Annotated in this window: 21 protein-coding genes; 5 read left to right on the top strand and 16 right to left on the bottom strand. The window is 44.5% G+C overall.

Going from position 1 to position 24,736, the window contains the following annotated elements:
• Window positions 1–159 precede the first annotated feature (159 nt).
• The 3 genes from NXH67_RS10425 to NXH67_RS10415 form a co-directional block, all read right to left on the bottom strand.
• Window positions 160–1,062 carry a glycerophosphodiester phosphodiesterase family protein gene (locus NXH67_RS10425; protein ID WP_272797341.1) on the bottom strand — a complete coding sequence of 301 codons (903 nt, stop codon included), beginning with the start codon at window positions 1,060–1,062 and terminating at the stop codon, window positions 160–162.
• Window positions 1,063–1,222: 160 nt separating this feature from the next.
• Window positions 1,223–3,121: a GDSL-type esterase/lipase family protein gene (locus tag NXH67_RS10420; RefSeq protein ID WP_272797340.1), complete on the bottom strand. Its 1,899-nt coding sequence runs from the start codon at window positions 3,119–3,121 to the stop codon at window positions 1,223–1,225.
• 92 nt (window positions 3,122–3,213) lie between these two features.
• Window positions 3,214–4,524: an MFS transporter gene (locus NXH67_RS10415; protein WP_272797339.1), complete on the bottom strand. Its 1,311-nt coding sequence runs from the start codon at window positions 4,522–4,524 to the stop codon at window positions 3,214–3,216.
• A gap of 169 nt (window positions 4,525–4,693) precedes the next feature.
• Here NXH67_RS10415 and NXH67_RS10410 point away from each other — a divergent pair, with 169 nt between their 5' ends.
• Together NXH67_RS10410 and NXH67_RS10405 are read left to right on the top strand one after the other, a co-directional pair.
• Window positions 4,694–6,334, top strand: coding sequence for an ABC-F family ATP-binding cassette domain-containing protein (locus NXH67_RS10410; protein WP_022776775.1), 1,641 nt, complete (start codon window positions 4,694–4,696; stop codon window positions 6,332–6,334).
• 86 nt (window positions 6,335–6,420) lie between these two features.
• Complete coding sequence (locus tag NXH67_RS10405) at window positions 6,421–7,296, top strand: phosphoribosylaminoimidazolesuccinocarboxamide synthase (protein ID WP_022776776.1); 876 nt, start codon at window positions 6,421–6,423, stop codon at window positions 7,294–7,296.
• A gap of 65 nt (window positions 7,297–7,361) precedes the next feature.
• Here the strand turns inward: NXH67_RS10405 and NXH67_RS10400 are convergent, their stop codons facing one another.
• The 9 genes from NXH67_RS10400 to pheA all read right to left on the bottom strand — a co-directional run bounded on the left by NXH67_RS10400 (window position 7,362) and on the right by pheA (window position 17,377).
• The gene (locus NXH67_RS10400; protein ID WP_272797338.1) at window positions 7,362–8,828 is read right to left on the bottom strand and encodes a hypothetical protein; all 1,467 of its coding nucleotides are present in this window, start codon (window positions 8,826–8,828) and stop codon (window positions 7,362–7,364) included.
• Between the two features lie 250 nt (window positions 8,829–9,078).
• Window positions 9,079–9,678: a bifunctional phosphoserine phosphatase/homoserine phosphotransferase ThrH gene (thrH, locus tag NXH67_RS10395; protein ID WP_022776778.1), complete on the bottom strand. Its 600-nt coding sequence runs from the start codon at window positions 9,676–9,678 to the stop codon at window positions 9,079–9,081.
• A gap of 86 nt (window positions 9,679–9,764) precedes the next feature.
• Complete coding sequence (locus NXH67_RS10390; protein ID WP_022776779.1) at window positions 9,765–10,622, bottom strand: PHP domain-containing protein; 858 nt, start codon at window positions 10,620–10,622, stop codon at window positions 9,765–9,767.
• Between the two features lie 45 nt (window positions 10,623–10,667).
• Window positions 10,668–11,477: a Cof-type HAD-IIB family hydrolase gene (locus tag NXH67_RS10385; RefSeq protein WP_272797337.1), complete on the bottom strand. Its 810-nt coding sequence runs from the start codon at window positions 11,475–11,477 to the stop codon at window positions 10,668–10,670.
• A 129-nt stretch (window positions 11,478–11,606) separates the two neighbouring features.
• A complete protein-coding gene (locus tag NXH67_RS10380) occupies window positions 11,607–11,858 on the bottom strand; it encodes a hypothetical protein (RefSeq protein ID WP_022776781.1) in 252 nt (83 codons plus the stop codon).
• A gap of 20 nt (window positions 11,859–11,878) precedes the next feature.
• A complete protein-coding gene (locus NXH67_RS10375; protein ID WP_022776782.1) occupies window positions 11,879–12,463 on the bottom strand; it encodes a Maf family protein in 585 nt (194 codons plus the stop codon).
• A gap of 46 nt (window positions 12,464–12,509) precedes the next feature.
• Window positions 12,510–14,684 carry an RNA degradosome polyphosphate kinase gene (locus tag NXH67_RS10370; RefSeq protein ID WP_022776783.1) on the bottom strand — a complete coding sequence of 725 codons (2,175 nt, stop codon included), beginning with the start codon at window positions 14,682–14,684 and terminating at the stop codon, window positions 12,510–12,512.
• Window position 14,685: 1 nt separating this feature from the next.
• Window positions 14,686–16,233, bottom strand: a complete 1,548-nt coding sequence (locus tag NXH67_RS10365; protein ID WP_022776784.1) for a Ppx/GppA phosphatase family protein — start codon at window positions 16,231–16,233, stop codon at window positions 14,686–14,688.
• Window positions 16,234–16,249: 16 nt separating this feature from the next.
• A complete protein-coding gene (gene pheA / locus NXH67_RS10360; protein WP_272797336.1) occupies window positions 16,250–17,377 on the bottom strand; it encodes a prephenate dehydratase in 1,128 nt (375 codons plus the stop codon).
• A 106-nt stretch (window positions 17,378–17,483) separates the two neighbouring features.
• Here pheA and NXH67_RS10355 point away from each other — a divergent pair, with 106 nt between their 5' ends.
• The 3 genes from NXH67_RS10355 (at window position 17,484) to NXH67_RS10345 (ending at window position 20,005) form a co-directional block, all read left to right on the top strand.
• Complete coding sequence (locus NXH67_RS10355; protein WP_272797335.1) at window positions 17,484–18,491, top strand: DUF5050 domain-containing protein; 1,008 nt, start codon at window positions 17,484–17,486, stop codon at window positions 18,489–18,491.
• A gap of 46 nt (window positions 18,492–18,537) precedes the next feature.
• Window positions 18,538–19,494, top strand: coding sequence for an aspartate carbamoyltransferase (pyrB, locus tag NXH67_RS10350; protein ID WP_272797334.1), 957 nt, complete (start codon window positions 18,538–18,540; stop codon window positions 19,492–19,494).
• A 67-nt stretch (window positions 19,495–19,561) separates the two neighbouring features.
• Window positions 19,562–20,005, top strand: coding sequence for an aspartate carbamoyltransferase regulatory subunit (locus NXH67_RS10345; RefSeq protein ID WP_022776788.1), 444 nt, complete (start codon window positions 19,562–19,564; stop codon window positions 20,003–20,005).
• A 110-nt stretch (window positions 20,006–20,115) separates the two neighbouring features.
• Here NXH67_RS10345 and NXH67_RS10340 read toward each other — a convergent pair whose 3' ends face one another.
• The 4 genes from NXH67_RS10340 to NXH67_RS10325 all read right to left on the bottom strand — a co-directional run bounded on the left by NXH67_RS10340 (window position 20,116) and on the right by NXH67_RS10325 (window position 24,535).
• Entirely contained in the window at window positions 20,116–20,286 is a 171-nt protein-coding gene (locus tag NXH67_RS10340) for a hypothetical protein (protein WP_022776789.1), read from the bottom strand.
• 105 nt (window positions 20,287–20,391) lie between these two features.
• On the bottom strand, window positions 20,392–22,374 hold the full coding sequence (locus tag NXH67_RS10335; protein ID WP_272797333.1) for a methyltransferase: 1,983 nt from the start codon (window positions 22,372–22,374) through the stop codon (window positions 20,392–20,394).
• Between the two features lie 11 nt (window positions 22,375–22,385).
• Entirely contained in the window at window positions 22,386–23,318 is a 933-nt protein-coding gene (locus NXH67_RS10330; protein WP_022776791.1) for a sugar kinase, read from the bottom strand.
• Between the two features lie 83 nt (window positions 23,319–23,401).
• Window positions 23,402–24,535 (bottom strand): SPFH domain-containing protein, encoded by a 1,134-nt coding sequence (locus NXH67_RS10325; RefSeq protein WP_272797332.1) that lies wholly within the window; start codon window positions 24,533–24,535, stop codon window positions 23,402–23,404.
• Window positions 24,536–24,736 lie beyond the last annotated feature (201 nt).

The raw sequence follows: 24,736 nt of genomic DNA, 5'->3' as shown, positions 1-24,736 counted from the left end.
GATCCTCTAATCGGTAACCTTTCTATTTGCATATTATAACCACCATATACTTATCATTGACGGACGCTTCCGCAATGACATATATGTATTCAAGCAATCTGTTTGAGTACATATACATCACGGCGGTAGCAAACACTTCAGATAAGTTATGGATAATTATCAGACTTTATTTCCCTGCTTAGGGATGAAACTGTCAAAAATGAAAATATCGAAATTCTTCTTGGCCCGTTCAAGGTCTTCCTCACTCTTGATGGTCCAGCCTGCGGCCACGTTCCCGTACAGATGTCTGCATAGCCAAAGTGAATGGCTGGTAGGGAACTTATGATTAAATGCAATGAAATCCGGCTTAGTAATAAAATTAAGCAGTAAGCTGGTAAGAATGAAATACAGAACCCCCTTGAATTCCTCAGGCTTATCCTTGTGGAATTCATCCGAGAGCTGACCTCTCATGACATCGGGACGATTCTTCCTATACCAGAAAACACCGAGAGGATTGAAGGATTCGATACAGTAGACTCCCTTGTAATCCTTAAGAAGATCATTGACCTTGGGACATACCGAAAGGTCCTTAAGCTCAATCTTGAGCTCTACAATAAGCGGAACCTTACCATCCACCATCTTAAGAAAATCTTCAAATCTCGGAATCTTCTCATCAGAAGAAAGAAGGTGAAATTGCTGCAATTCCCGGTATGTATAATCAATTACCTTACCGGCAACTCCTATGGAACCATCAGGATTGTTAACACCTTCCTCTAAATGTGAGGCCTCGTCATCGTATCTGGCAACTCTGGCCAGTGTGAAATCGTGAAAAATCACCGGAACACCGTCCTTGGTGAGCTGAACGTCACATTCAATGCCATATCCGCCATCCACAGCCTTCTTAAAAGCAGCCATGGAATTCTCCGGGGCCTCGGAAGTATTGTCATGTAAGCCTCTGTGTGCGTACAGCACCCTGGTGTAAGGCTCTCTTGAAGGCTTATGCAGCATTCTTGGCATTATCATAAGAAAATACAGCACTGCCAATGCCAGCACGATAAAGCATAAAACCTCAAAAAACAACATCCAAATCACTTCCTACTGATAATTTTTTAACTAATCCGCTAAATATTTTACAGCCTATTTGTTAATTTCGCAACAAAAAAGTCCCACAAATCGCAAAATTTGTCGGGACTTTGTATTATTGTTATTATTTTCACGCAATATCAAAAATCACTCATACAGTTCAATGCGCCGGATGCACCTCTGCATCAGCAGGAAGCGCTGTTCCCATGCCACCGATGATATCCATTACTCTGGCAAGCCCCCTGTAGGCCCTGGCTCTTGAAATATAAGGGCAGCCTGCCATCTTATAATCCGGGCCATCGGAAATGATCTCATCATCATTATCAAAATCAAAATCATTCTCATTACCCTTGCAGATATCGCCGATAATATCGAGATCATATGCCTTCTTAAGGCACTCCTCCATGGAAATGTTTCTCTTGGACTTATCCTTCTCCATAAAGCGGATTAGAAAACTTGCATATTCACCGTAGGACAAGGCATCATCGGGTCTGAAGAACTGCTTGTCGCCTATTCTCTTGATGGTTATGTCATCTATCAGATTCTCATCTATAAGAGCCTGAACATAGCCTGAATCCCATTCATCAACAGCTATGTCGGCGTATTTCTTATGATAAGGTCTGACTCCTGTCTTCCTGAAGGCCTTGAACATGCTCATAAGAAACTGCGCTCTCGGCATCTCATCATCAGGATGAAGATGCATGACACAAGGATCCAGGATTCCATATTTCAGAGCCTCATTAATGAATATACAATCTCTGATCTTGGGAATATCCACATAAGGAAGCTCTATTCCGGGGAAATCCGATGCCGGAATCTCCTTAGGAGCCTCTTCCATATCGAAGGATTTCTCTGAAAAATCAGCAGCTCGGCCGTTATCATAATCATTAATAGAACAATCGGGAGCCTTCCTGCACTCTTCTATGAACCGGTCAGCAATAAGCATTGCTCCCAGATCATTGGTATGAGTAATATCACCTTTTATAAAGAAATCAGATGCCCTATCAGAAACACTGACCCACTTATCAAAAGTAAATTCATGAAGATCAACAAAAAACGCATTGCTATTCTCAGCGGCCTTGCGCGCTGCCTTCGCATAGGATGAAAGCAATGAATAATGCCTCGGCATATCCAGCTCTCTGGCTTCGCCCTCACTTAATGTGAGTGGAATACGGCTGATAGGAGAACATATTATAGCCTTGGCACCTACAGCGTCGGCCTCTTCTACATATCTAAGAAGGTTGTTGTAATATCCCTTGAACGCACTAAGGTTTCTTCTCTTCTGATCGTTATGACCAAACTGAATAACAAGAAGATCACCAGACTTAATAAGTTCCTGGACAATGGCGTAATGACCATCATCTCTGAAACAGTTGGAGGTAAGTCCTGAATGCGCCATGTTGCATACAGCCGCACCTTGGATAAACATAGATAGCATCTGGGCCCATCCGCCGCAGCTGTCCTTGGGGAAATACGGTACTCCCGCATTCTGGTCCGTAAGCGTTGAATCACCTGCGATCCAGATTACAGGAACCTCCTTCTCTTCTATAGCAATATCAACTGAAATATCATCACGTAAAACCGGAGATACAACATTCTCATCGTAGGCTAACAGGTTCTCACCGGTAAGGCTGATATAAACAGCCTTCTCTTCACATCTCCTTGAAGAAAGAGCGGGAATATACGGAGTTACGGCAGTATGGAACTCTTTCTCATAGGAACCGCCCGCTTCGATGACAACTCCGCGGTCTATCAGATTCCTTCTTCCGGCAAAAAGAATAAGATTCTCCACCTTATCAGAACCGGAAGTGATCCTTACTATAACCCTGTAGGTGCCAAAGACAGGCACCTCAGCCTTGATAATAAGGACTTCTCTGTCCGGAAAACACTCATTCTTCTCAAAAACTCTTCTGTTCCAGCCGCCGCTCTTAAGTGCCTGTTCGGAAGCTGTGGGTTTCAGAGTTCTTGCCATATCAGGCTCCCATGTCCCATAGCCTTTTTCGGTTGTAAAGGTACTATCCGCAGCACCGCCGCAAATAGAAAAATTTTTCAAAAACATCGCCATACTCCTATAAACATCTTTTTACATCTTACAACAAAGTTTATATTTTATAAAGCGAAATTTTATAAAATTTTAATACTTTTCAACCATTATTCGTCTAAATCAAAATGTTCAAGCACACTTTTCTTTTTCTCAGGTCTGGTATCTCCATGCTTAACCATAGACATGGTGCAGAATGCCAGCGCCGAGAAAATAAACGCATAAGGGAAAAGCGTTTTATAAGAAACATGTTCCAAAAGAAATCCCGAGAAAATAGGAGTAAACACCTGCGCTGCCATGGAAAAGGTGTAATAGGTTCCTGTAAACTTACCTATATCTCCTGCCTTACTCATCTCAACAACCATGGGATAAGAATTGACGTTGATGGCTGCCCAGCCGATTCCAACCAGAGCAAAGAATATGTTGATTGAGGTTGAAAAATGAGGATAAAGTCCGGTGATTACAAAGCTTGCGGCCATAATCGAGATACCGATAAGGATAGTCTTCTTTCTTCCAATCTTGCCTGAAACATAAGCGATCGGCACATAGCTCAGGGTCGCAGCACCGGTAGCAACAAGAAGGCAAGTTGCGTAAGCGTTGTCATGAAGGTCCCACACCTCCACTACGAATCTTGAAAAAGCTGTAGTTACTGCGTTATAGGCGGTAAACCACAAAAATACCGATACAAGAAGAAACATCAGGCTCTTCTTAACATCCGCAGGCATGTCGTTCTTGCCACCCTCGGCTGTCTTCTCGTCATTGTCAAAAGATTCTCCCAGGGAATGAAGTCCGCCTTCAGTCTCTATGATTTTTTTGATCTTCTTCTCCTTGATAGTTACAAATACCAAAAGAACCGCAAGTATCATGCATGCAATAAGGCTCATCACAAGGGGAATATAGTTGGTCCTCGCCGGATCATCAGCTTCTTTTAACAAAACCTTGATCATCACAAGGATATAGATGCCGCCCAGGGTTCCCATAAGATTGATAATGGCGTTGGCACTGCTCCTGCAGGGAGCCGGTGTAAGATCGGGCATAAGAGAAACCGCCGGGGATCTGTAGGTTCCCATCGCAATAAGAAGAAGGAGCAAGATCACGATGAACAAAGGAAGACTTCCGCTGGGGCGGGCAACTGCTATAAGAATAAATAACAGCGCCGTGGACAGGATTGTTCCTATTACTATAAAGGGCATTCTTTTACCCATTTTGGTATCAGTCTTATCTGAAAGAGCGCCGAAAAAAGGCAGAAGAAACAGAGCCAGCACGTTATCAAGAGCCATAACCACACCGGTTGCCGTCTCACCCAGCTTAAAGGTATATTTCAGTATCTTGGGAATCTCATTGTCATAGAACTGCCAGAATGCGCAGATAGAAAAGAACGCAAATCCGATAAGAATAGTACGTTTGTAATTAAGCTTCATATTTAGTTCCCCCAATCATTTTTTCACATATAAATATATTAAGGAATGAACGCTTCTTTAGCAATGTGAAAAAGCTACAATACGAATGGTTGCATTTTATAGAAGATTCTCATATAATACGAACTGTTGCAAAGGATAGATTAATTGAATTTTGAGAGGTTATTTTTTAATGATTAGTGCAAATAACGTAACCTTAAGAGTTGGTAAAAAAGCTCTTTTTGAAGAAGTTAACATCAAGTTCACTCCCGGTAACTGCTACGGTATCATCGGAGCAAACGGTGCCGGTAAGTCAACTTTCCTTAAGATCCTTTCAGGACAGATTGAGACCACCAACGGTGATGTAGTTATCTCCGATGGCGAGCGTCTCTCCTTCCTTGAGCAGGACCATTTCAAATATGATGAGAACGTGGTTCTCGATACCGTAATTGCAGGTAATGCCCGTCTCTTCGAGATCAAGAACGAGAAGGACGCCATCTATGCAAAAGAGGATTTCACAGACGAAGACGGAATCCGTGCCAGCGAGCTTGAGGCAGAATTCGCCGAGATGAACGGCTGGGAAGCTGAGTCTGATGCAGAGTCACTTCTTAACGGACTTGGAATTGATACAGAGTTCCATTACAAGCTTATGAAGGAGCTTGATGGTGCACAGAAGGTTAAGGTTCTTCTTGCAAGAGCACTTTTCGGTAATCCCGATATCCTGCTTCTGGACGAGCCTACCAACCACCTTGATCTGGATGCTATCGCATGGCTCGAGGAGTTCCTTATCAACTTTGAGAATACAGTTATTGTCGTATCCCACGACAGATACTTCCTTAATAAAGTATGTACCTACATCGCAGACATCGACTACGGCAAGATTCAGCTCTATGCCGGTAACTACGATTTCTGGTATGAGTCATCTCAGCTGATGATCCGTCAGATGAAGGAAGCCAACAAGAAGAAAGAGGAACAGATCAAGGAACTTAAAGAGTTCATCGCTCGTTTCTCAGCTAACGCAAGTAAGAGTAAGCAGGCTACTTCCAGAAAGAAGGCTCTCGAGAAGATTGAGCTTGATACTATCAAGCCTTCCAGCAGAAAGTACCCTTACATTGACTTCAGACCTAACCGTGAGATCGGTAACGAGGTCCTTACCGTTGAAGGTCTTTCCAAGACTGTTAACGGTGAGAAGGTTCTCGACAATATTTCATTCGTAATCCAGAGAGAGGACAAGGTCGCTTTTGTAGGCGGTAACGAGCTTGCCAAGACCACTCTCTTCCAGATTCTTTCAGGAGAGCTTGAGCCCGATGAAGGAACCTATAAATGGGGTGTAACCACATCACAGGCATACTTCCCCAAGGACAACACCAAGGAGTTCGACAACGACTACACCATCACCGAGTGGCTTACAGGCTATTCTGAGATTAAGGATGCTACTTATGTAAGAGGCTTCCTTGGCCGTATGCTCTTTGCCGGTGAGGACGGTGTTAAGAAGGTTAAGGTATTATCCGGAGGAGAAAAGGTAAGATGTCTTCTTTCCAAGATGATGATCTCCGGTGCCAACTGCCTTATCTTCGATGAGCCCACCAACCACCTTGATATGGAATCCATCTCCGCTCTTAACGACGGAATGATCAAGTTCCCCGGTGTTGAGCTCTTCGCCTGCCGTGACCACCAGGTTGTTCAGACCACAGCCAACAGAATCATGGAGATTCTGCCCGACGGATCACTTATTGATAAGAGATCCACCTATGATGAGTACCTTGAAAATGATGAAATGGCAAGAAAGCGTACAGTATACAACACTGTTGCCGAAGAGGAAGAAGACGACTGATTCCACCATTTTGTAATATAGCGTAGTTAGTATCCCGCCCCGGCGGCTTACAATATTATTTATGCGAAAGCGGAGGAGAAAAAAGCATGCAGACATTTAGTCCCGTAAAAGAAGGAAAGGTTAGAGAAATCTACGATATCGGCGAGAACCTTATCATGGTTGCCACCGACAGAATTTCAGCTTTTGATGTTATCTTAAAGAACAAAGTCAACAAAAAAGGCGCAGTTCTTACACAGATGTCCAAGTTCTGGTTTGACCTTACCAAGGATATTGTTAAGAACCACATGGTCAGCACAGATACAGCTGATATGCCTGAGTTTTTCAGAACACCTGAGTTTACAGGAAACAGCATGCTTTGCAAAAAGCTCACAATGATCCCCGTAGAGTGTATCGTTCGTGGCTATATAACAGGTAGCGGCTGGAAGAGCTATGTAGAAAACGGAACAGTTTGTGGAATCAAGCTTCCTGAGGGACTTAAGGAATGCGGCAAGCTCCCTGAACCTATCTACACTCCCAGCACCAAGGCAGAGATCGGTGATCACGATGAGAACATCGATTTTGACCGCAGCGTAGAGGTTCTTGAGAAGGCCTTCCCGGGGCACGGCGAGGAATACGCTACCAAGATCAGAGATTACACAATCGCTCTTTACAAGAAATGTGCAGACTACGCTCTCACTCGCGGCATCATCATTGCAGATACCAAGTTTGAGTTTGGTATCGATGAGAACGGCGAGGTTGTTATCGGTGATGAGATGCTCACTCCCGATTCATCACGTTTCTGGCCTGTAGAGGGCTACGAAGAAGGTCACGATCAGCCTTCCTTCGACAAGCAGTTTGTTCGTAACTGGCTTAAAGCCAATCCCGACAGTGATTACAACCTTCCTCAGGATGTAATCGACAAGACTATAGATAAGTATCTTGAAGCTTATAAGCTTCTTACAGGCAGCGAACTGAACGTATAAATCATAAAAAGGTTGGAGCATTTAAATGCTTCAACCTTTTTGGTTATCTTACTATTCTACATCATTTAATTATTTAGGAATATTATCCTCACAGATTCCTTGTCGAAACAGGCTGCAAAGGCTTCATTAACCCAGTGGTCCTTATCATCGTTCACACCTGTTCCCAATAACACACCTGAATTAACAAGACTAACTTCCACTTCCACGTCCTTTTCATCAGCCCCGCGCACATCTTCAATCATTTCGGCGTTCATACTGCAATAGCTATGCATGGTCCCGTCAGCAAATTCCCGTGCCGTCTTGTATAGCATCAGATCACCAATACCTATGGTTCTGATATTCAGATAAGCCATGAAGATCAGTATCGGTATCAAAGTACCCCAGTTAACAGCAATGTTCTTTTTGGCCATCTCTTCTCCGACCATATTGGAAACCAGAGCTATAACCAAAGCAAAAGCAAGTACGATTTCCAGATCCACAAGGAAAAGAATTCTCTCCTGTCCTGTTACTCTTCCATACCCAAGACTTACCGGAAAAACTGAAGCACCAAGAATAAGCACAACTGAAACTATCCCATATAGAATCTGTTTATCCCTGATACATTTTCCCTCTGCCCTAAATGCCAGGAAGGCGAAGAACATTATTATACATGCCATTACAATATACTGATTCTTATACAGAACATATGCCCTTCCCACCAATTGTCTGATTGTATTGGCCAGTGCAGTCACGACACTGAGTCCGTGTCCCGATTCTCCCTCTAATCTGTCAAAATTTCCCGGTGACAATACATTGATCACTGCGCTGAGGACAGCTCCTGCAAACGGAAGCCAGGATAACTTTTTACTTACAGTATCTTCTTTTCCGGCTACAATCTTAGAAGCAAAACCAAGTGCTATACACAAACCGCCTGCGCAGGCAAAACCCGCCACATTCAGCGCTCCGCCGCAGCCAAGCATCAGACAAACAGCAGCTCCTATAAGACTTTTTCTTTTACCGTACAGAAAATACTGCACATACTGTTCCAAACCGATAAACGCCATAGCCATCGGAATCGTATATCCACCCGCTCCCGTGAGCCAGTACAGTTCTTCCCTGGCAGGAGTAAGATTCATTCCGGTAAAAACAACGACATTCATCATCACTAAAACAGCCGGCCACTTATATGATTCGTCAACAAGGAATCGCACCATAGAAACCAATCTAAACAGTGCATAGATAAAAAGAATAAAGGATAAAAACAGATAGATTCTGACACCGGTATAACTTAATTTAGTTATGCCTACGGCAAACATATCAAGATGGTTGGTAAACCATGCCCCCTGCCAGTTCCCATACATCCAAAGAGCCTGTGATATCGCTGCTGTAAAAATACTGGGATAATGCTGATTACTCCTTAGCATATCATAGAAATTAAAATCATCGATAACCGGCACCGAATAGATGATCCCCAGTGCCAGCACCAGAATAAAGCTCATCAGAATAAAAGCAAGAACAAACGTTAAAACAGTGCGATGCTTAATCCCCCTCATAACATCTCCCCAAGATTTAAACTATAATTCCTACCTTTCTATTTTCTCACTATAATGCAAAAAAATAAATAGTAAAATGATTATTCGTAACTGCGAAACTTACAGTACAGTCATCCTCAAGTACACGCTCACCAATCTTTACCACCGCATGGCCATGGAGACTGGCGTTCGACTGACTTGTACTAACTCTATGTCATACCAAAAAGGTGCCAGGCACCGCGTGCCTGACACCTTTAGTTTATTTATTATCTTACAGCGCCTTCTTGATTGCCTCGAGGAAGTCGCTGTATTCCTCGAAGGCAGGAAGTTCGGGATGATCTGCCTTGATCTGCTCTGTTGAGCGGAACAGGAAGCCTGCCTTGGAGGCCTGGATCATACCAAGGTCGTTGTAGCTGTCACCGGCAGCGATGGTCTCGTAGCCGATGGACTGAAGAGCCTTGACTGTTGTGAGCTTGGAGTTCTCGATTCTCATCTTGAAATCTGTGATCTCACCGTTATCGGCAACCACCAGTGAATTGCAGAAAATGGTGGGCCAGCCAAGCTTCTCCATAAGAGGAGTTGCAAACTGTGTAAAGGTATCACTGATAATGATTACCTGTGTGATCTTACGAAGCTCATCAAGGAACTCCTTTGCTCCCGGAAGGGGATCGATCTTGGCGATGGTCTCCTGTATCTCTTTAAGTCCAAGGCCATGCTCTTTAAGGATTCCAAGTCTCCATCTCATGAGCTTGTCATAGTCAGGTTCATCTCTGGTGGTTCTCTTAAGTTCGGGAATTCCGCTGGCCTGTGAAAAGGCGATCCATATCTCCGGTACAAGTACTCCCTCAAGGTCCAAACAAACGATATTCATAATACACACTCCTTCATATATACTTTAACACATTAAATCCATAAAGATTGTAGCATACATGTAGCTTCCAGACAAACCCAAAAGATTTATTTCTTGCCTGCTGCCATTTTAATAGGCGGAAGAAGTTCCTCAGGAACAAAGAGCTTACCTCTTCCTACAGCCAGATCAATATCCTTCTTATTGGCTCCATGGAAATCAGAACCTCCGCTGACAAGCAGGTCATACTTGCCTGCGAGAGCCTTCATATCTCTTTCTTCCCGTGGCTCATAGGTGGAATAAATAGCCTCCAATCCCATAAGTCCTGCTGCCTTCAGGCGCTTAACCAGATTTTCCAATCTCTCATCGCTCATGCGATACAAAATAGGATGAGCCAGAATAGGCACTCCTCCTGCCTGCAGAATATGCTCTATAGCCTGCTCCGGAAGTATCTTTTCCCTTGGCACAAAATAGGGGCAGTTGTCCCCGATAAGTCTGTCAAAAACCTCCTGTCGACTCTTAACATATCCCTTTTCCATAATGAGCTTTGCATAGTGAGCTCTTGTTATGACAGCTCCGGGATTCTTCTCCACAAGTTCATCATAGGTGATGGGTATGCCGGCTTCCTCAGTGAGTTTCTTGCACATCTTGATATTTCTGTTAATTCTGGAATCCTTGAATTCCTGAAGCTTCTTCTGATAAGCTTCATCCCTGTGATTGATGTACAGGCCTACGATATGAACATCCTTGCCTTCCTCAACTGTGGAATATTCTATACCGGGCACAAACTCCATATCCGGGTACTTCCCAGCAGTATAGGCAATTCCTTCATCCAGCCCTGCGACCGTATCATGGTCTGTAAGTGCTATTGCCGAAAGTCCCTTATCATGGGCATAATCGATAAGCTCCTTAACAGAATAACTTCCATCCGAACAATTGGAATGTGTATGTAAATCTATCGCTCTCATTATTTTCTCTCCATATAAAAATTTATGACTATTGGGTCTGACATATCAGATAGCCCCTAAAATAAACTCCGCCAGGCCGTCATGATTGTTATCTTCTTTGGTAACAACATCTGCACTTGCCTTAACTACATCCGTGCCGTTTATCATGGCAATGCCGCAGCCTGCTGCCTCGATCATGGACAGGTCATTCTGCTCATCTCCCGCAGCCAGCGTATTCTCTACAGGTATCCCAAGATAATCAGCAAGCCTTTTTACCGCACTTCCCTTTCCCGCAATGGAAGGAAATATCTCCATGTAATATGGATTGGAATACAAAAGGGTCAGCTCATCCCCCACCATCTCCTGAAGCGCCATTCTAAATTTCTCCTGCTTCTCATGATCATGAAGCTCAATGGCAATCATCTTGGAAGGCGGTGTCACTATATACTGCATAACATCGTCAGCCACTATCAGCGGCGTCTTAATAACCCTTCTGTAATAATCCATACACTCCCCATTCCATCTGCTGACGATATGAGTCTCATTATAGGTATGGCAGTGCATATCATATTCTGCCGCAAGGTCCATGATCTTCGGCACAAGTTCGAGCCTAATACCGGTCTTGTATACATATTTCTCATCATCAACACTGAATATTTCTGTACCGTTGGAGCCGCAAAGATAGCTCCCCTTAAAATCAAGCCCCAGCCCATTATAAACTGCTCTTGCACTGTCAATGGCCCTTCCCGTATTTATACAGAAATGATTCCCTGCCTCCGTGAACCTCCTAAGAGCCTCCATGGTAGCAGGTGTAATTATCTTCTCTTTATTCAAAAGAGTTCCGTCCAGGTCAAAGAAAAAAATCTTACTGCTCAAAATATCCTCCAATAAACATTTATAACTTTAACCATTATACCAAAAAAGGTGTCAGACACCGTGAACAAATTGTGAGTAAAGGTCACAGTTTGTTCACGGAGCCTGACACCTTATATGAATTGTATATTATCAGCCCTCTACGATAAGGTATCTGCCATCGCCGATATCAAATACTTCGTCAGCATCAAGAACGTTGCCCTCAACGTCTACACCGGATTCCTCGAAATATTCTTCGACCTCATCCGGTCCGTCAACAACAACTGCCATGCAGTCCTCAAGGAAAGCCTCTGCCTCTTCCTCATTGGATGCCACATCCTCCGGGAAAAGCTGTCCCTGATTCTCCAAAAAACATCTGATCACTGCCTCGTCATACTCGTGCATACAAATTGTCCTCCGAAACTCTATAGTAGTCCGTTATTCTTAAGTTCATGATAGAGTCTTGCAATGGGAAGCCCCACAACATTGTAATAGTCGCCTCTTATCCCGGTGATGTATATTCCAAACAGTCCCTGAACGCCGTAGGCTCCTGCCTTGTCATCCGCTTCACCGGTGGCCACATAGGAAAGGATCTCCTCCTCTGTCATAGGTGCCACATCCACCAGCGTCTCCTCATGGAAAGTAAAACTGTAAGGCTTACCATCCTTCATGGTAAATACTGTTACTCCGGTATATACCGCATGGGAGTCGCCCTGAAATCCTCTGATCATATCAGCGGCATCCTTGCGGTCTCTGGGCTTACCAAGTACCCTACGTTTATATGATACAATGGTGTCTGCGCCAATTACAACGGGGATATCTGTAGAATTGGTTAAAACTTTATTAAATATCTCGGAAGCTTTCTGATAAGAAAGCTCTTCAACTATCTCCTCAGGCAGCTCTTTACTGGTAGCCTCCTCGCCTATGGCGGGTATTACTTCATAATTGGGAATCACCTTGGCAAGAAGTTCTTTCCTTCTCGGGGATCCCGAAGCAAGAATGTATTTCACTTACTCTTCTCCTTTATTACCATAAAAATATTCGAATAATATATAATCACATATGCTTCTCAGGTACAAATACTCTTGTATTCTGAGCATTCATGACCTTGGCCGCAGCTGCTGCCTCATCTCCGAATATCTTCTGAGAATTGATCTTCTCAGCGTACTCTTCGCCGGTGGTAACCTCCTTGGAGAAGGTTCCGTCAGGCTGCATGATATGTGCCTTTACATTGTCCTTAAGCTCTGTATCAAGAATGTGCCACAGCTTCTCCCGTAGTTTCTCGTTCTCAACAGGGAAAAGAATCTCTACACGCCTCTCAAGGTTTCTAGGCATCCAATCGGCACTGGAAGCATAGAACTCAGGGCTCGTTCCGTTCTCAAAATAGAACACTCTGCTGTGCTCCAGGAAGTTACCTACAATAGACCTTACTGTAATATTCTCGCTGACTCCCGGTATTCCAACCTTAAGGCAGCATATACCTCGTACTATCAGATCTATCTTAACTCCCATGCTGCTGGCTCTGTATAACTCGGCGATAACCTCCTTGTGACAGATGGAATTCATCTTGGCAATGATCCTTGCGGGTTCACCTGCCTTGGCATGTTCTTCTTCTCTTTTGATTAGATCTATGATCCTATCCTTAAGCCACAGAGGTGCAAGGGACAGCTTGTTCCAGCCAAGGGGCTCAGAATAACCTGACAGCATGTTAAATACCGCAGTTGCATCCTCACCGTAGGACGGTGCGCAGGTAAAAAGTCCTACGTCCGTATACTGTTTAGCCGTGGAATCATTGTAGTTACCTGTTGCAAGATGCACATATCTCTTGATTCCGTCCTCCTCACGTCTTACCACCAAAGTGATCTTACAGTGAGTCTTAAGTCCCACAAGGCCGTAGATAACATGACATCCCGCTTTCTCAAGCATCTTGGCCCAGACGATGTTGTTCTCCTCATCGAATCTTGCCTTGAGCTCCACCAGAACCGTAACCTGCTTGCCGTTATCTGCTGCCTTGGCAAGGGCTGCAATGATCGGAGAGTTACCGCTTACTCTGTAGAGAGTCTGTTTGATAGCCAGAACATCGGGATCCACAGCCGCCTTTTCGACGAAGCGAACCACATTCTCAAAGGTCTCATAAGGATGGTGCATCAGCACATCTCCCTCTCTTATGACCTCGAAAATATCCCTGTCGTTGTTAAAAGCCACCACCGGCTGAGGCGGCTTGTAGCTGTGCTCCTTGAGATGCTCGAAGTCGTCCAGCTTGTACACCTTCATAAGGAAGGTCAGATCAAGGGGACCCTCTATCCTGTATATCTCATTGGCATCAACTCCCAGATCACCGGCGATGATTTTAAGAAGCTTCTTATCCATATCCCCGGAAACTTCAAGCCTTATGGCCTGTCCCCACTGACGGAGCTTGAGCTGCTTCTCGATCTCCTTTAAAAGATCCTCCGCCTCATCCTCGTCGATGGATAGATCCGCGTTTCTTCCTGCCCTGTAAGGGGCACTGGTGATTATATCGTAGTTCATGAAGAGCTTACTTAAGTTCTTCTGTATTATCTGCTCTAACAGAACAATCTTGCGAAGTCCCGTTTCGGAATCTGAAGAAGGAATCTCCAGGATTCTGGGAAGTACATCAGGCACCTGTACCGTTGCAAAATCAACGCCGTCCTTGCCCTCTTTTTTCTTAAGAAGCGCACCTATATTAAGGGTCTTGTTCCTGATAAGGGGAAATGGCCTTGAAGAGTCCACCGCCATTGGTGTAAGAACAGGGAAAACGAATTCGTCGAAATACCTGTCCACATAGTCGCTCTCCTTCCTGCCAAGCTCGTTCACATCGCAGATCTTAAGCCCATTGTCCACCAGCTGGGGAACCAGGAACTGATTGTAGATCTCATACTGCTTGTCCACAAAATTGTGAACGGCAAAAAGCACTGCATCCAGCTGCTCACCGGCTGTCATGCCTGCAATATCAAGCTTCTTGTAGCCGGCATTGATCATGTCCTTAAGGGATGCAACTCTTACCATGAAGAACTCGTCCAGGTTGCTGGCAGATATAGCCAGAAACTTCAGCCTCTCAAACAGAGGATTGTGCTCATCCTCCGCCTCGGACAGAACTCTTTCGTTAAAAGAAAGCCAGCTCAGCTCTCTGTTTATGTAGAGCCTTGAATCTTCAAAATCTACAGTTTTGTTTTTGTTCTTATCCTTTATCTTATCCTTTATCTTAGCCATATCAGATGATCCTCTTTTGCCTGATGACAGGTCTTACACCAAATACTTCCTCAAAAAAGCTTGCTCTGTTTCCGAACAGTCCCTTCTCAAGGGTAATGTCCGCATTGGTATCCACATATATCTCCAGCTCTCCGTCCTTGATGGAAACCCGGACATCCTTGAACTTCTGCTTGTGGGTCCTGTCAAGGCCGTTGGCTATTCTGATTATAGCTGTGAGCTTGGCAACTCTAAGGTAATCCTCCTTGGAGAACCCTTCAAAGAACTTGCTGTTACTTGTGTAGTAATCGAAGGCCTCATGATTGAATCTGACCACGTTGGCCACGATCTCCCTCTCTCTGTGGGACAGGCCTATGATCTCCGTTGACATGATGATGTTGTAGGAGCAGTCTCCAAGGTAAACGAGACTAATGTATTTACCGCAATCATGAAGTATGGTTGCAATCTGTAAAAGAAGCCTGTCTCTTCCGGTAAGTCCGTGGAGGTCCGCCGTACTGTCAAACACCGTTAGTGCTATCTTCTGCAACGTCTCACGCCTTGATTTACTACCCATGAATCTCTTGGATATATTCTGGGCGCAGGCGATGATATCCTGTTCAAAATCATGAGGCGAACTGATGAAGCTCTTTTTCTCCGCGTACTCATAGGCTATACCGTCGCAGAGTGTAATGCCGGGAGCCCACAGATTGTCAGCCTTAGTCTCATCTAGAATACATTTGATGATAGTTCCCGATACATACAATAAAGGTACGTTATCCTCAGGAATATTAAGCTTCTTGGCTACTTCGATGGCACTGGTATTGTTGGCCTTCTCCAGGAACTTCATGTACTCCTGTCTTGTTGCATAGCCCGGTCTGTCGGTTCCCATCCTGTGCCTCTGAATAACCGGCGAAATGTAGTCGTCTACGATTATGATATTTTCTATTTTTCTGTCCTTAAGATGGATCTTGGAAAAGACACTTAGCTGGGAATTGACCAGCTCCGAAACCAGGTCTCTGTACTTAAGCTTGGTGGCATGTACTTCCTCCATGGTGGTGTGGATCCTCAAAACACCGGTAGTAAGATTCTGGGTGGCAACCAGAGCATCCTTTTCAAAGATGGATATCTGAATACTGCCGCCACCTATATCCACAATGGCAGTGGGACGTTTGATGATCTCCTCAAACTGGTCCTGTTTCAAGGCTATAGATTTGTAGTCGAGAAATCTCTGCTCTGAGTTACTTAAGATGTCGATGTGTATGCCGGTCCTTTGCTCTATCAGGTCCTGAACCACAACAATGTCCTTGGTCTCACGCATGGCACTGGTGCCGTAGGCCTGATAGTGGGTGACGCCGTAGCTGCGCATGATATCCCTGAAATCCGTAATTATCCTGATCATCTCATCCACATGGAAATTGGAGATCCTGCCGGTGGCATAGGTCTCCGTTCCAAGGTCCATGCGATGTCTGACATGGTCCAGCTCCTTTACGCCGTATTTAGCGGACAGCTCAAAGATCTTGAGCGCCATCTCATAGGAACCCACATCGATTGCAGCAAATACTTCACCCGTCATAAGAACCCCTCTATCCTTAATAATTTCCAAGTATTTTCAGCATCTTGGCCTCTTCCCTAAGGCCCCTTAATGCATTCTTCACCGCGCTGTCCTCAAGATTGCCGTCAAAATCTATGAAGAATCTGTATTCCCAGTTTCTGTCCTCAATAGGTCTTGACTCGATCTTGGTCATGTTAAGGTTGTTATAGATAAAATGTGACATCATATGGTACAAGGATCCTGCCTCGTGGGGAATCTCCATGCAGATGCTGATCTTGCCCGCCCCCTTAAGGAATACCTTCTGATTGGTCACTATAATGAATCTCGTTGAATTGGACTCAGCCTGATTGACGCCCTCCTGAAGAACCTCAAGGCCGTATATCCTGGCCGCCAGAGTGCTTCCGATGGCTCCCTGGGTTATGTCCCCATCCTCTGCCACCTTACGGGCCGCAAAGGCGTTGTTTTTCATACTGATCTGCCTTATGTCGCTGTGTTCTGACAAAAACTTCGCACTCTGCATAAGGGACTGGGGATGTGAATAAACTGTATTGATATCTGAAAGCTTAGCTCCCGGAAGTCCCATAAGGCAGTGCCTAATCTCAATGATCTGTTCTCCGATGATGTAGTGTTCATACTCGGTCAGAAGATCGTATATCTCACTGACAATTCCTGCTGTGGAATTCTCTATGGGAAGTACCGCATAGTCTGCGCTTCCGTCCTCCAGGACCGCCATTGCATCCCTGAAGCTCTCCACATGGAAGCTGTTCACCTCTTCTCCGAAGAACTCCTTCATGGCGATCTCAGAATAGGCGCCCTCTGCTCCCTGGTAGCAGACTCTGCAGTTCTTGTAATCTATTGAATCGATTCTGATAAAGGGAAGTCTTCCTGAAGCACCGTGGGCCTGAAGCTTCTGGTACTGGAGTTTCCTGCTCATGGACATCAGCTGAGAAAAAAGCTCCTCAACACCTACTTTGTTAAATTCAGAATGGGTAAGGTCTCCCACTGCCTTGAGCTTCTGATCTTCTCTTTCCTTATCAAAAACCTTTTTGCCGTTAGCTATCTTATAATCAGCCACCTGTGAAGCAATATCCATTCTTTTTTCATAGAGCTCCACAATCTGTCTGTCGACCTTATCTATCTCGACTCTAAGTTCCTTAAGATCCATTTTTTCATACTCCCAAACATACGCATATATATATTCATGATAGTTGATTTTGTGCTTGATAGCAAGGTTTAACGAGCCTATAATAATTCTAAGAGAGGGGTTAACCATGAATAAGAAAATTGTTATCGTTTTTTTACTTGTGGCATTTTTATCTATCGGTCTGGTTGCTGTCACCCTTTACGAGCAGCGGATCCCTATGGATCCTTCGGACGTAGGGAATATGACAGGCAATCTTCAGAACGGCGGTCTGTTTTTCGAGATGGACGGCAAGGTCTATTTTTCCAATTCCCAGGAAGAAAATTGTTTATACTCCATGAATCTTGATGAATCCAAACCAAAGCGCCTTACCACCATGGGTGCCAAGTATATCAACGGAGCCAACGGCTACCTCTATTTTTACATGGATTCAACTCACAAGTCCGGCAAGGTTACAGGCTTGGGAGCCGCTTCCAATCAGTTCGGAATCTACAGGTGCACCACCAAGGGCAGGAATCAGACCTGTCTTCTTCGTGACTTCTGCGGCGAGGTTCAGCTCTGCGGTGAATATATCTATTACCAGGGCAAAACAGATGGCGGCACCCTTAACAAGATCCGCGTTGACAAAAAGGATAAACAGCAGGTTGCCAATGAGATGATATCCCCTGTCTGCTATGACAACGGCATTCTATATTACACCGGCGTTACCAACGATCACAACATACATGCCATGCGCTTAAACGGCAGCTACTCTGATACAGTGGTGGTACCGGGATACTGCTTTTTCCCTGTGGTTATGGACGGCTACATCTACTATCTCAACGGAGAATCCAATTACAGCATCTGGAGAACCAACCTCTCAACCGGAGTTCAGGAGCTTGTAGTCTCCGACAGATGTGACTGCTTCACCATGGACCATGAGCACATCTACTACTCTTTTTCCAACGCTGATCACCCCGCCCTTCGCAGATGCGATCTGGACGGAAGCAATATTTACATTTTGTACGAGGGTATTGTTAACAGTATTAACTTGACATCCCGCTATGTTTATTTTAAGGTTTTTGGAGATGATGCGACGACGTATCATATGCCCCTTGATGGTTCCAGACCTGCCTCGGTTTTCGTGGTCAGCGGCTGATTCCATATATTCTACGTATTTTACATTTAATTATTGAGGAGACGGTATGAATAAGTTAAGACACATGATGAATCCTCTGGATTTCTCGGTTGAGGAATTGGAGGCGCTTTTCGATGTGGCAAATGACATCGAAAACAATATGGAAGCCTATTCCCACAAGTGTGAGGGAAAGATAATGGCTACCTGTTTTTATGAACCAAGTACCAGAACAAGACTCAGTTTTGAAACAGCAATGCTTCGTCTCGGCGGTAAATGCCTTGGATTCGCAGATGCGGGATCTTCCTCGGCAGCCAAGGGCGAAAGTGTTTCCGATACCATTAGAGTTATTTCCTGTTTCGCAGATATATGTGCCATGAGGCATCCCAAGGAAGGCGCACCGATGGTTGCAGCTTCCAAATCCGGTATTCCCGTTATCAATGCAGGTGACGGAGGTCATCAGCATCCCACCCAGACTCTCACAGATCTTCTTACAATCAGATCACTTTACGGCAAACTTGGTGATTTCACCATTGGCCTTTGCGGAGACCTTAAATTTGGTCGTACCGTCCACTCTCTTATAAATGCCCTGACTCGTTACACAGGCATCAAATTCGTATTTATTTCTCCAAATGAATTAAGAGTCCCCGACTATATAACAGAAATGCTTGATTCCAAGGGCATCCCCTTCGAAGAGGTTGTTCGTCTGGAAGAGGTTATGCCCAAGCTTGATTTCCTCTACATGACAAGAGTTCAGAAGGAACGTTTCTTCAACGAGGAAGACTACATAAGACTCAAAGATTTCTACATCCTTGATAAGGCCAAGATGTCCCTTGCCAAGGAGAAGATGTACATTCTCCATCCCCTTCCCAGAGTCAACGAGATCTCCGTTGAGATTGACAATGACCCAAGGGCCGCATACTTCAAGCAGGTTCAGTACGGTCTGTACGTAAGAATGGCACTTATCTTAACTCTCCTTGATATGACTGATGCCCATATGAATCACGATCTTCTGAGGAAGTTCTGATCTCCGGCTCAGAATATAGATTATTGTTTCAGGTAAATCATTTAGAATTTCAGAAAGAAGGATTTCTATGTTAAATATTGGAAAAATAGAAGAAGGCTTTGTTCTTGACCATATCCAGGCAGGAAAGAGCATGCAGATATACAGGCACCTTGGCCTTGATAAGCTTGACTCCACCGTTGCCATAATCAAGAACGCCAAGAGTAAGGCCATGGGCAAAAAAGACATTCTGAAGGTAGAATGTGATATCGATACCCTTGACCTTGATGTTCTGGCATTTATCGACCACAACATCACCGTTAATGTTATTAAAGCCGGTGAGATAATCGAGAAGAGATCTCTGGTTCTTCCCAAGGAGATAAAGGATGTCATCCGCTGCCACAACCCAAGATGCATCTCCTCCATCGAGCAGGAGCTGCCCCAGATCTTCTATCTGTCGGATGAGAAAAAAGAGATTTATCGTTGCAAGTACTGCGATGAGAAGTATTCCGAGACGGATCTGTCGAAGAAGTGATAGCAATAAAAAGGGGACAGTCCCCATTAACAAACTGTGAACATCAGTACCTGCCGGAAAGATATGTAGTTCACAATTTGTTGATGGGGACTGTCCCCTTTTTATTGCTATCACTTTATATATCCATTCTGCCTATTATACACATCATCCGTATGTTTTACTCTTCTTCTCTCTTCGCCCCTTAGCATCTCCTGCATAAAAGGATTATCATTTGCTCCGGACACAGAGATCGGCTGAGTCTCTTTGTTTACATAGACATCCTTAGATGATTTACCAAACATAACTTTCCCTCCTATAAGAAAAAAGTTCTTTCTCTTCAAGATAAATTATAGCACGGCATAATTAAGTATGTATGGTAAAAGAATTAAATATCTGCTAAATTATCGTCACTGTTTCTGTGCTACAATGATGCAGTTGGACTCTGGATATTCAGTTATTTCGCCCTTTTCATCAAGGAGTTCCAAGTACTTGCCAAGGTTATCGGGGTAGCCCGGTTCCAGGAACTGTTCTGCAAAAACAAGTTCAGCACCCATTTCCTTAAAAAAGTTCTTATATTCCTCCAGTGTAAAATATCCGAACTGCTCCTGAACCTCATGGGCATAGCTCTCAGAACCCCAGGTATAGGTGAAAAGAAACTCTCTGATAAAGTTGATATCACCGGTAACTGTTAGGTTCTTCTCATCGATATCGGTGACCTTTTTATCCTCCGGTATATCCTTAAGTCCCTTGAAGTCCGTCATGTAGTTCTTAAAGAAATCAAGGCCTGCTGCCGTTTTGAATCTTATCTTTCTGACAGCACTACCTTCAGTCTTAACACCGTCTCTGATAATGATCCTGCCGCCCTTATCAAGACTGTCATAGGCATTTCTAAGAGCCTTTTTCACACTGTCAATTTCAAATCTTCCGTTCTCGTTTTCAGTGTATGAATATATCTCGTGAAGTATTGATGAGAATATAACGCTGCCGGCCTTTGGTTCCAAGGTCTTATCCACGAAGTTGTGAACTTTGACTTCCCAGCTGTGTCCCTCTCTGTTTTTCTTCTGGCCCAGAGCCTCAATAACGTTGGTTGAGATATCGGTACCGATGACCTTTTTATCCGGAAACCTGGCTTCAAGCTTATCAAGTAGGATTCCACCGCCGCTTCCCACATCCACAACGCTGTCTCCGGCCACATAATCTATGATGCTGTCCTTGGTGCTCTTTGATACATCATTCATGGTCCTTAGATACTTGTCTTCATTGTTGAGCCTGTCAAAGGCATCGCGCCTGAAGCCAAACATATCGTAGAGTACGATGATACTCTTTTCGAAGGTAAGAAGACCGCTCCTCTCCGCTTCAACGCAGAAGTCAATGAGCTTTTCACACACCCTGGAGAACTTGAAATCCACATAGGCTGAGCCGTTACGAACCTTCACATTTATGTTCACATTCTGAACGGAAGCATCAAGAAGGTACTTTTCGATGATACGTTTTTTATAGATATTGATATGTTTTTTGCCCTCGTAATCGTAGTAGAGATTATCTGCAAGAGCCTTGAAGTTAAGGTGATTAACCGGGTCATTTTGTGCATCTATCACTTCAAGAATATTGGCCAGAATAGTCCTTATCTGCCCCATGTTAAAATCGGAAAGCGCCGCCTCGAAATACCACAGTTCAAACCTTGGGAATATCTTTTTCTCAAAAAACTTAACGTCATTATCGAAGAACTCAATCTCCCCGGGAAGAAGCTTCTGGAGCCTATGGGCCGGCGAATATTCCTTAAGCTCTCCCCTTACGATTCCATCTATAAGAGACTCCGTGCTCTTCTTAACCCTGTTCCATATGTTGTCACTGACAGCCCTGATGATGCACTCATTAAGAGCCATGAGAAGGACCTTTAAATCATCTCTTTTAATCCCAAGAAGATCTTTATTTCCGGAAAAAGAAATCTCACCTCTAAGGGACTGACCTACAACTCCGTGGGTCTTAATAAGGGTATACACAAGTCCGGAATCTCCGGTTGCGTCTTTGTAGATCTCAGCTGAGGCTATGTTGTGAATATCCAAAGGATATCCCTTTTTGATCCACTCTTTTCTCTCAGCCTCAAGGCCGCCCTTGGCCACTTCTGACCACATAAGAGTAAGCCTCACCGCATCGAAGGTATCTGTGGAAAGGCTCTCTCTTTCTTTGATCTCATCAAGTATATCAAGAGTTCTCATTACATACATGAGAGTTTCTTTGCCCGAAAGGCTCCCCATACTTTCTAGTCTCTCGGCATTTACATAAACGTTGTCGGTCTGGGTCAGGTACTTAAGCCAGAGCTTGTCTGACAGTACCCCCTCCTTAAGATCTCCGTTCTTCTCAAAAAAGGTATCAAAATTTGAACTCATTTCCCGTCCTTTCAACCGGTAACGAGTCTCCCGATACGGTCTGCGACTGAAATCTCAATCTGCATTCCCGCATTGAATTCAATGGTGTCATCAAGGATTCCGTCTGAAAAGACTACGCCGTTTTCACTCATGTTCGAGGTGATAAGAAGGTTCTCATTCTCCTCAATCTGTCCGTAGACAAGCTCTGCCTGGGTGAATCTGCTGGGATATGGCTCCCTTACCTGGAAGGTGAGACTTTTGGCTCCCCAGTCAAAGACAGGTTCCTTCACATCTCCAAGGCCGAAGCTCCTGGCCATACCTCTGAACTGTGCCATGACTGACTTATGCCACCCCGTCATGCCAAAGCCTGTTGAAATGATGATTCCCGATGATGACTGATTCTCTATCCGGTTTCTGTAATTAATGTGGTATCTGGCGGAAGTGTGATTGTCTACGCCTATAAAGAAGTCGTTTACTGCGTAAAGAACCTGACCGTCCTTAGACTCCACTTTTCCCATTGTAACATTTTTCTCTGAGAATGTATCATCGATCACCTTGGGAAGTACTCTTTCCAGGTCCCCTGTTTCAAAGGGAAGGAGCACCCCGTCCCATCTTGCGGGATCGGGGTTAATTCCTATAAGAGGCTGACCGTCAAGATATTTCATGGTGTTGGCCACGAGTCCGTCCTGGCCCACTGCAATAACTATGTCCTTGGGGCCAAAGATCATGTTGGAAATATATTCCCTGTCTATCTCCTGAAGTCTTGCCATGGGGCGAACAAGGTTCCTTACGCTCTCAAGAGCATTGTTATAATTTCTGTCCTCAAGTTCATAGTCAGAGAAATCTGCACCCAGATGCTCTATATAAAATTTCGCCTGCTCTATGGTGTTATATCTTCTCTTAAGCTCTTCGTATCTGGTGCGCCTCTTTACCAACACCACCTTGTTCATGCCTCTGTCTGTCATCTCTATCCTCCCTAACCTGACAAGGGGACGGTTCTTTTGTCAGTTTTTCCACTATGTTGTCCAAAGACGTCATCGCGTCATTTTTATTCTTCATAACCTGACAAAAGAACCGTCCCCTTGTCAGGTCCCAGGCCACTTACAATGGTCTTAAGAAGATCCGGTGTGATATTGAAATTCTCAATCTTGCCGGCGTTCTCTCCGATGTTCATAAATGCCTTAGCCATCAGCGTTGCGGGATCTGTCTGAGCCATTGCGCATGCCTCGACGAGGGCTACGTTCAGGTTGTTGTATGCTCTTACGATTCCTTCTACTGCATATGCTTCCTGGTCTGCCTTGATCCTTGCATTCTCGGCTTCAAGCTCCGTGTATTCCTTGTTCTTCTTTTCAAGCTCGATCTTACCAAGCATTTCCTGCTTCTCGATAAGGAGCTTTTTGGCTGTGGCCTTTTCCTGAAGATCAAATTCTTTTTCCTGCTTCTCTGTGTTCAGGGCAAGCTCTGCGCGAAGGGCCTTCAACTTAATTGCCTGCTTCATCTCCTGCTCTTTTTCTTCCTTCTCCTGCTCCTTCTCTGCCACCTTGATCTCGGTGTTGATCTCGTTCTCCTTGATGAGTCTCTCCTGCTCGATGGCTGCGTTCCTTCTCTTGTAGATGGCATCGTCCTGTTCCTTCAGGATTTCCTCTCTGGCTGCAGCTTCAAGAGCTTTTCTGGTCTCAACTGTGGGGCTGATACCAAGGATGTTTACAGAGGTGATGCTTACGCCCAGCTTTTCAATTGATTCATCCCGGGAAAGCGCTGCTGCAATCTCTCCTGCCAGCTGATCCGACAGTCTGATGATGGTTCTGACGTCACATTTGCTGACTGCCTTGATAACAATGGCCTTGATGATATTGTTGATCCTCTTCTCCAGAACTGCCATGGTTTCAAGAATCTTGTCATCCATAGGTGCGTTGGGACTATAGGAAAAATCAAGCATTGCAGAAGCCTTGGCATAATCTGTGATCATATATGTGGTAACGCCCTGTACGTATACTCTCTGATAATCACTGGTCACAAGATCATCAAAGGCGAAGCTCCCGTCAAAGGCTGTGGAGGGAGCCACCACCAGGTTGGTTGTCATGTTGTTGTACAGAACCGATAATCCGATTCCCTCTCTCACAACCGCCCCGTTTCTGATAACCATTACATAGTCGTTTGGTCTGAATTTTTTGAATGTCATAATCTGCTCCTTACGTGTTTTGTTATTTTAATTAGTAGTATTTTACTACTTTGCTTTGCTTGTTTATATATTAGTAGCATTTTACTACTTTGTCAACAGGCAAATTAAAATTGTCATTCGTCCGATTTCAATGTCATTACGTCAGAATTCCCACACAAACTTCTATTCGTTGTGTATCATAGTGTAATCATTAAAATATAC

This window comes from Butyrivibrio sp. DSM 10294 (genome assembly GCF_028539135.1).
Classification (GTDB): domain Bacteria; phylum Bacillota; class Clostridia; order Lachnospirales; family Lachnospiraceae; genus Butyrivibrio.
Note: the sequence above shows the minus strand (reverse complement) of the source record. Positions and strands in the feature narration are given on the sequence as shown.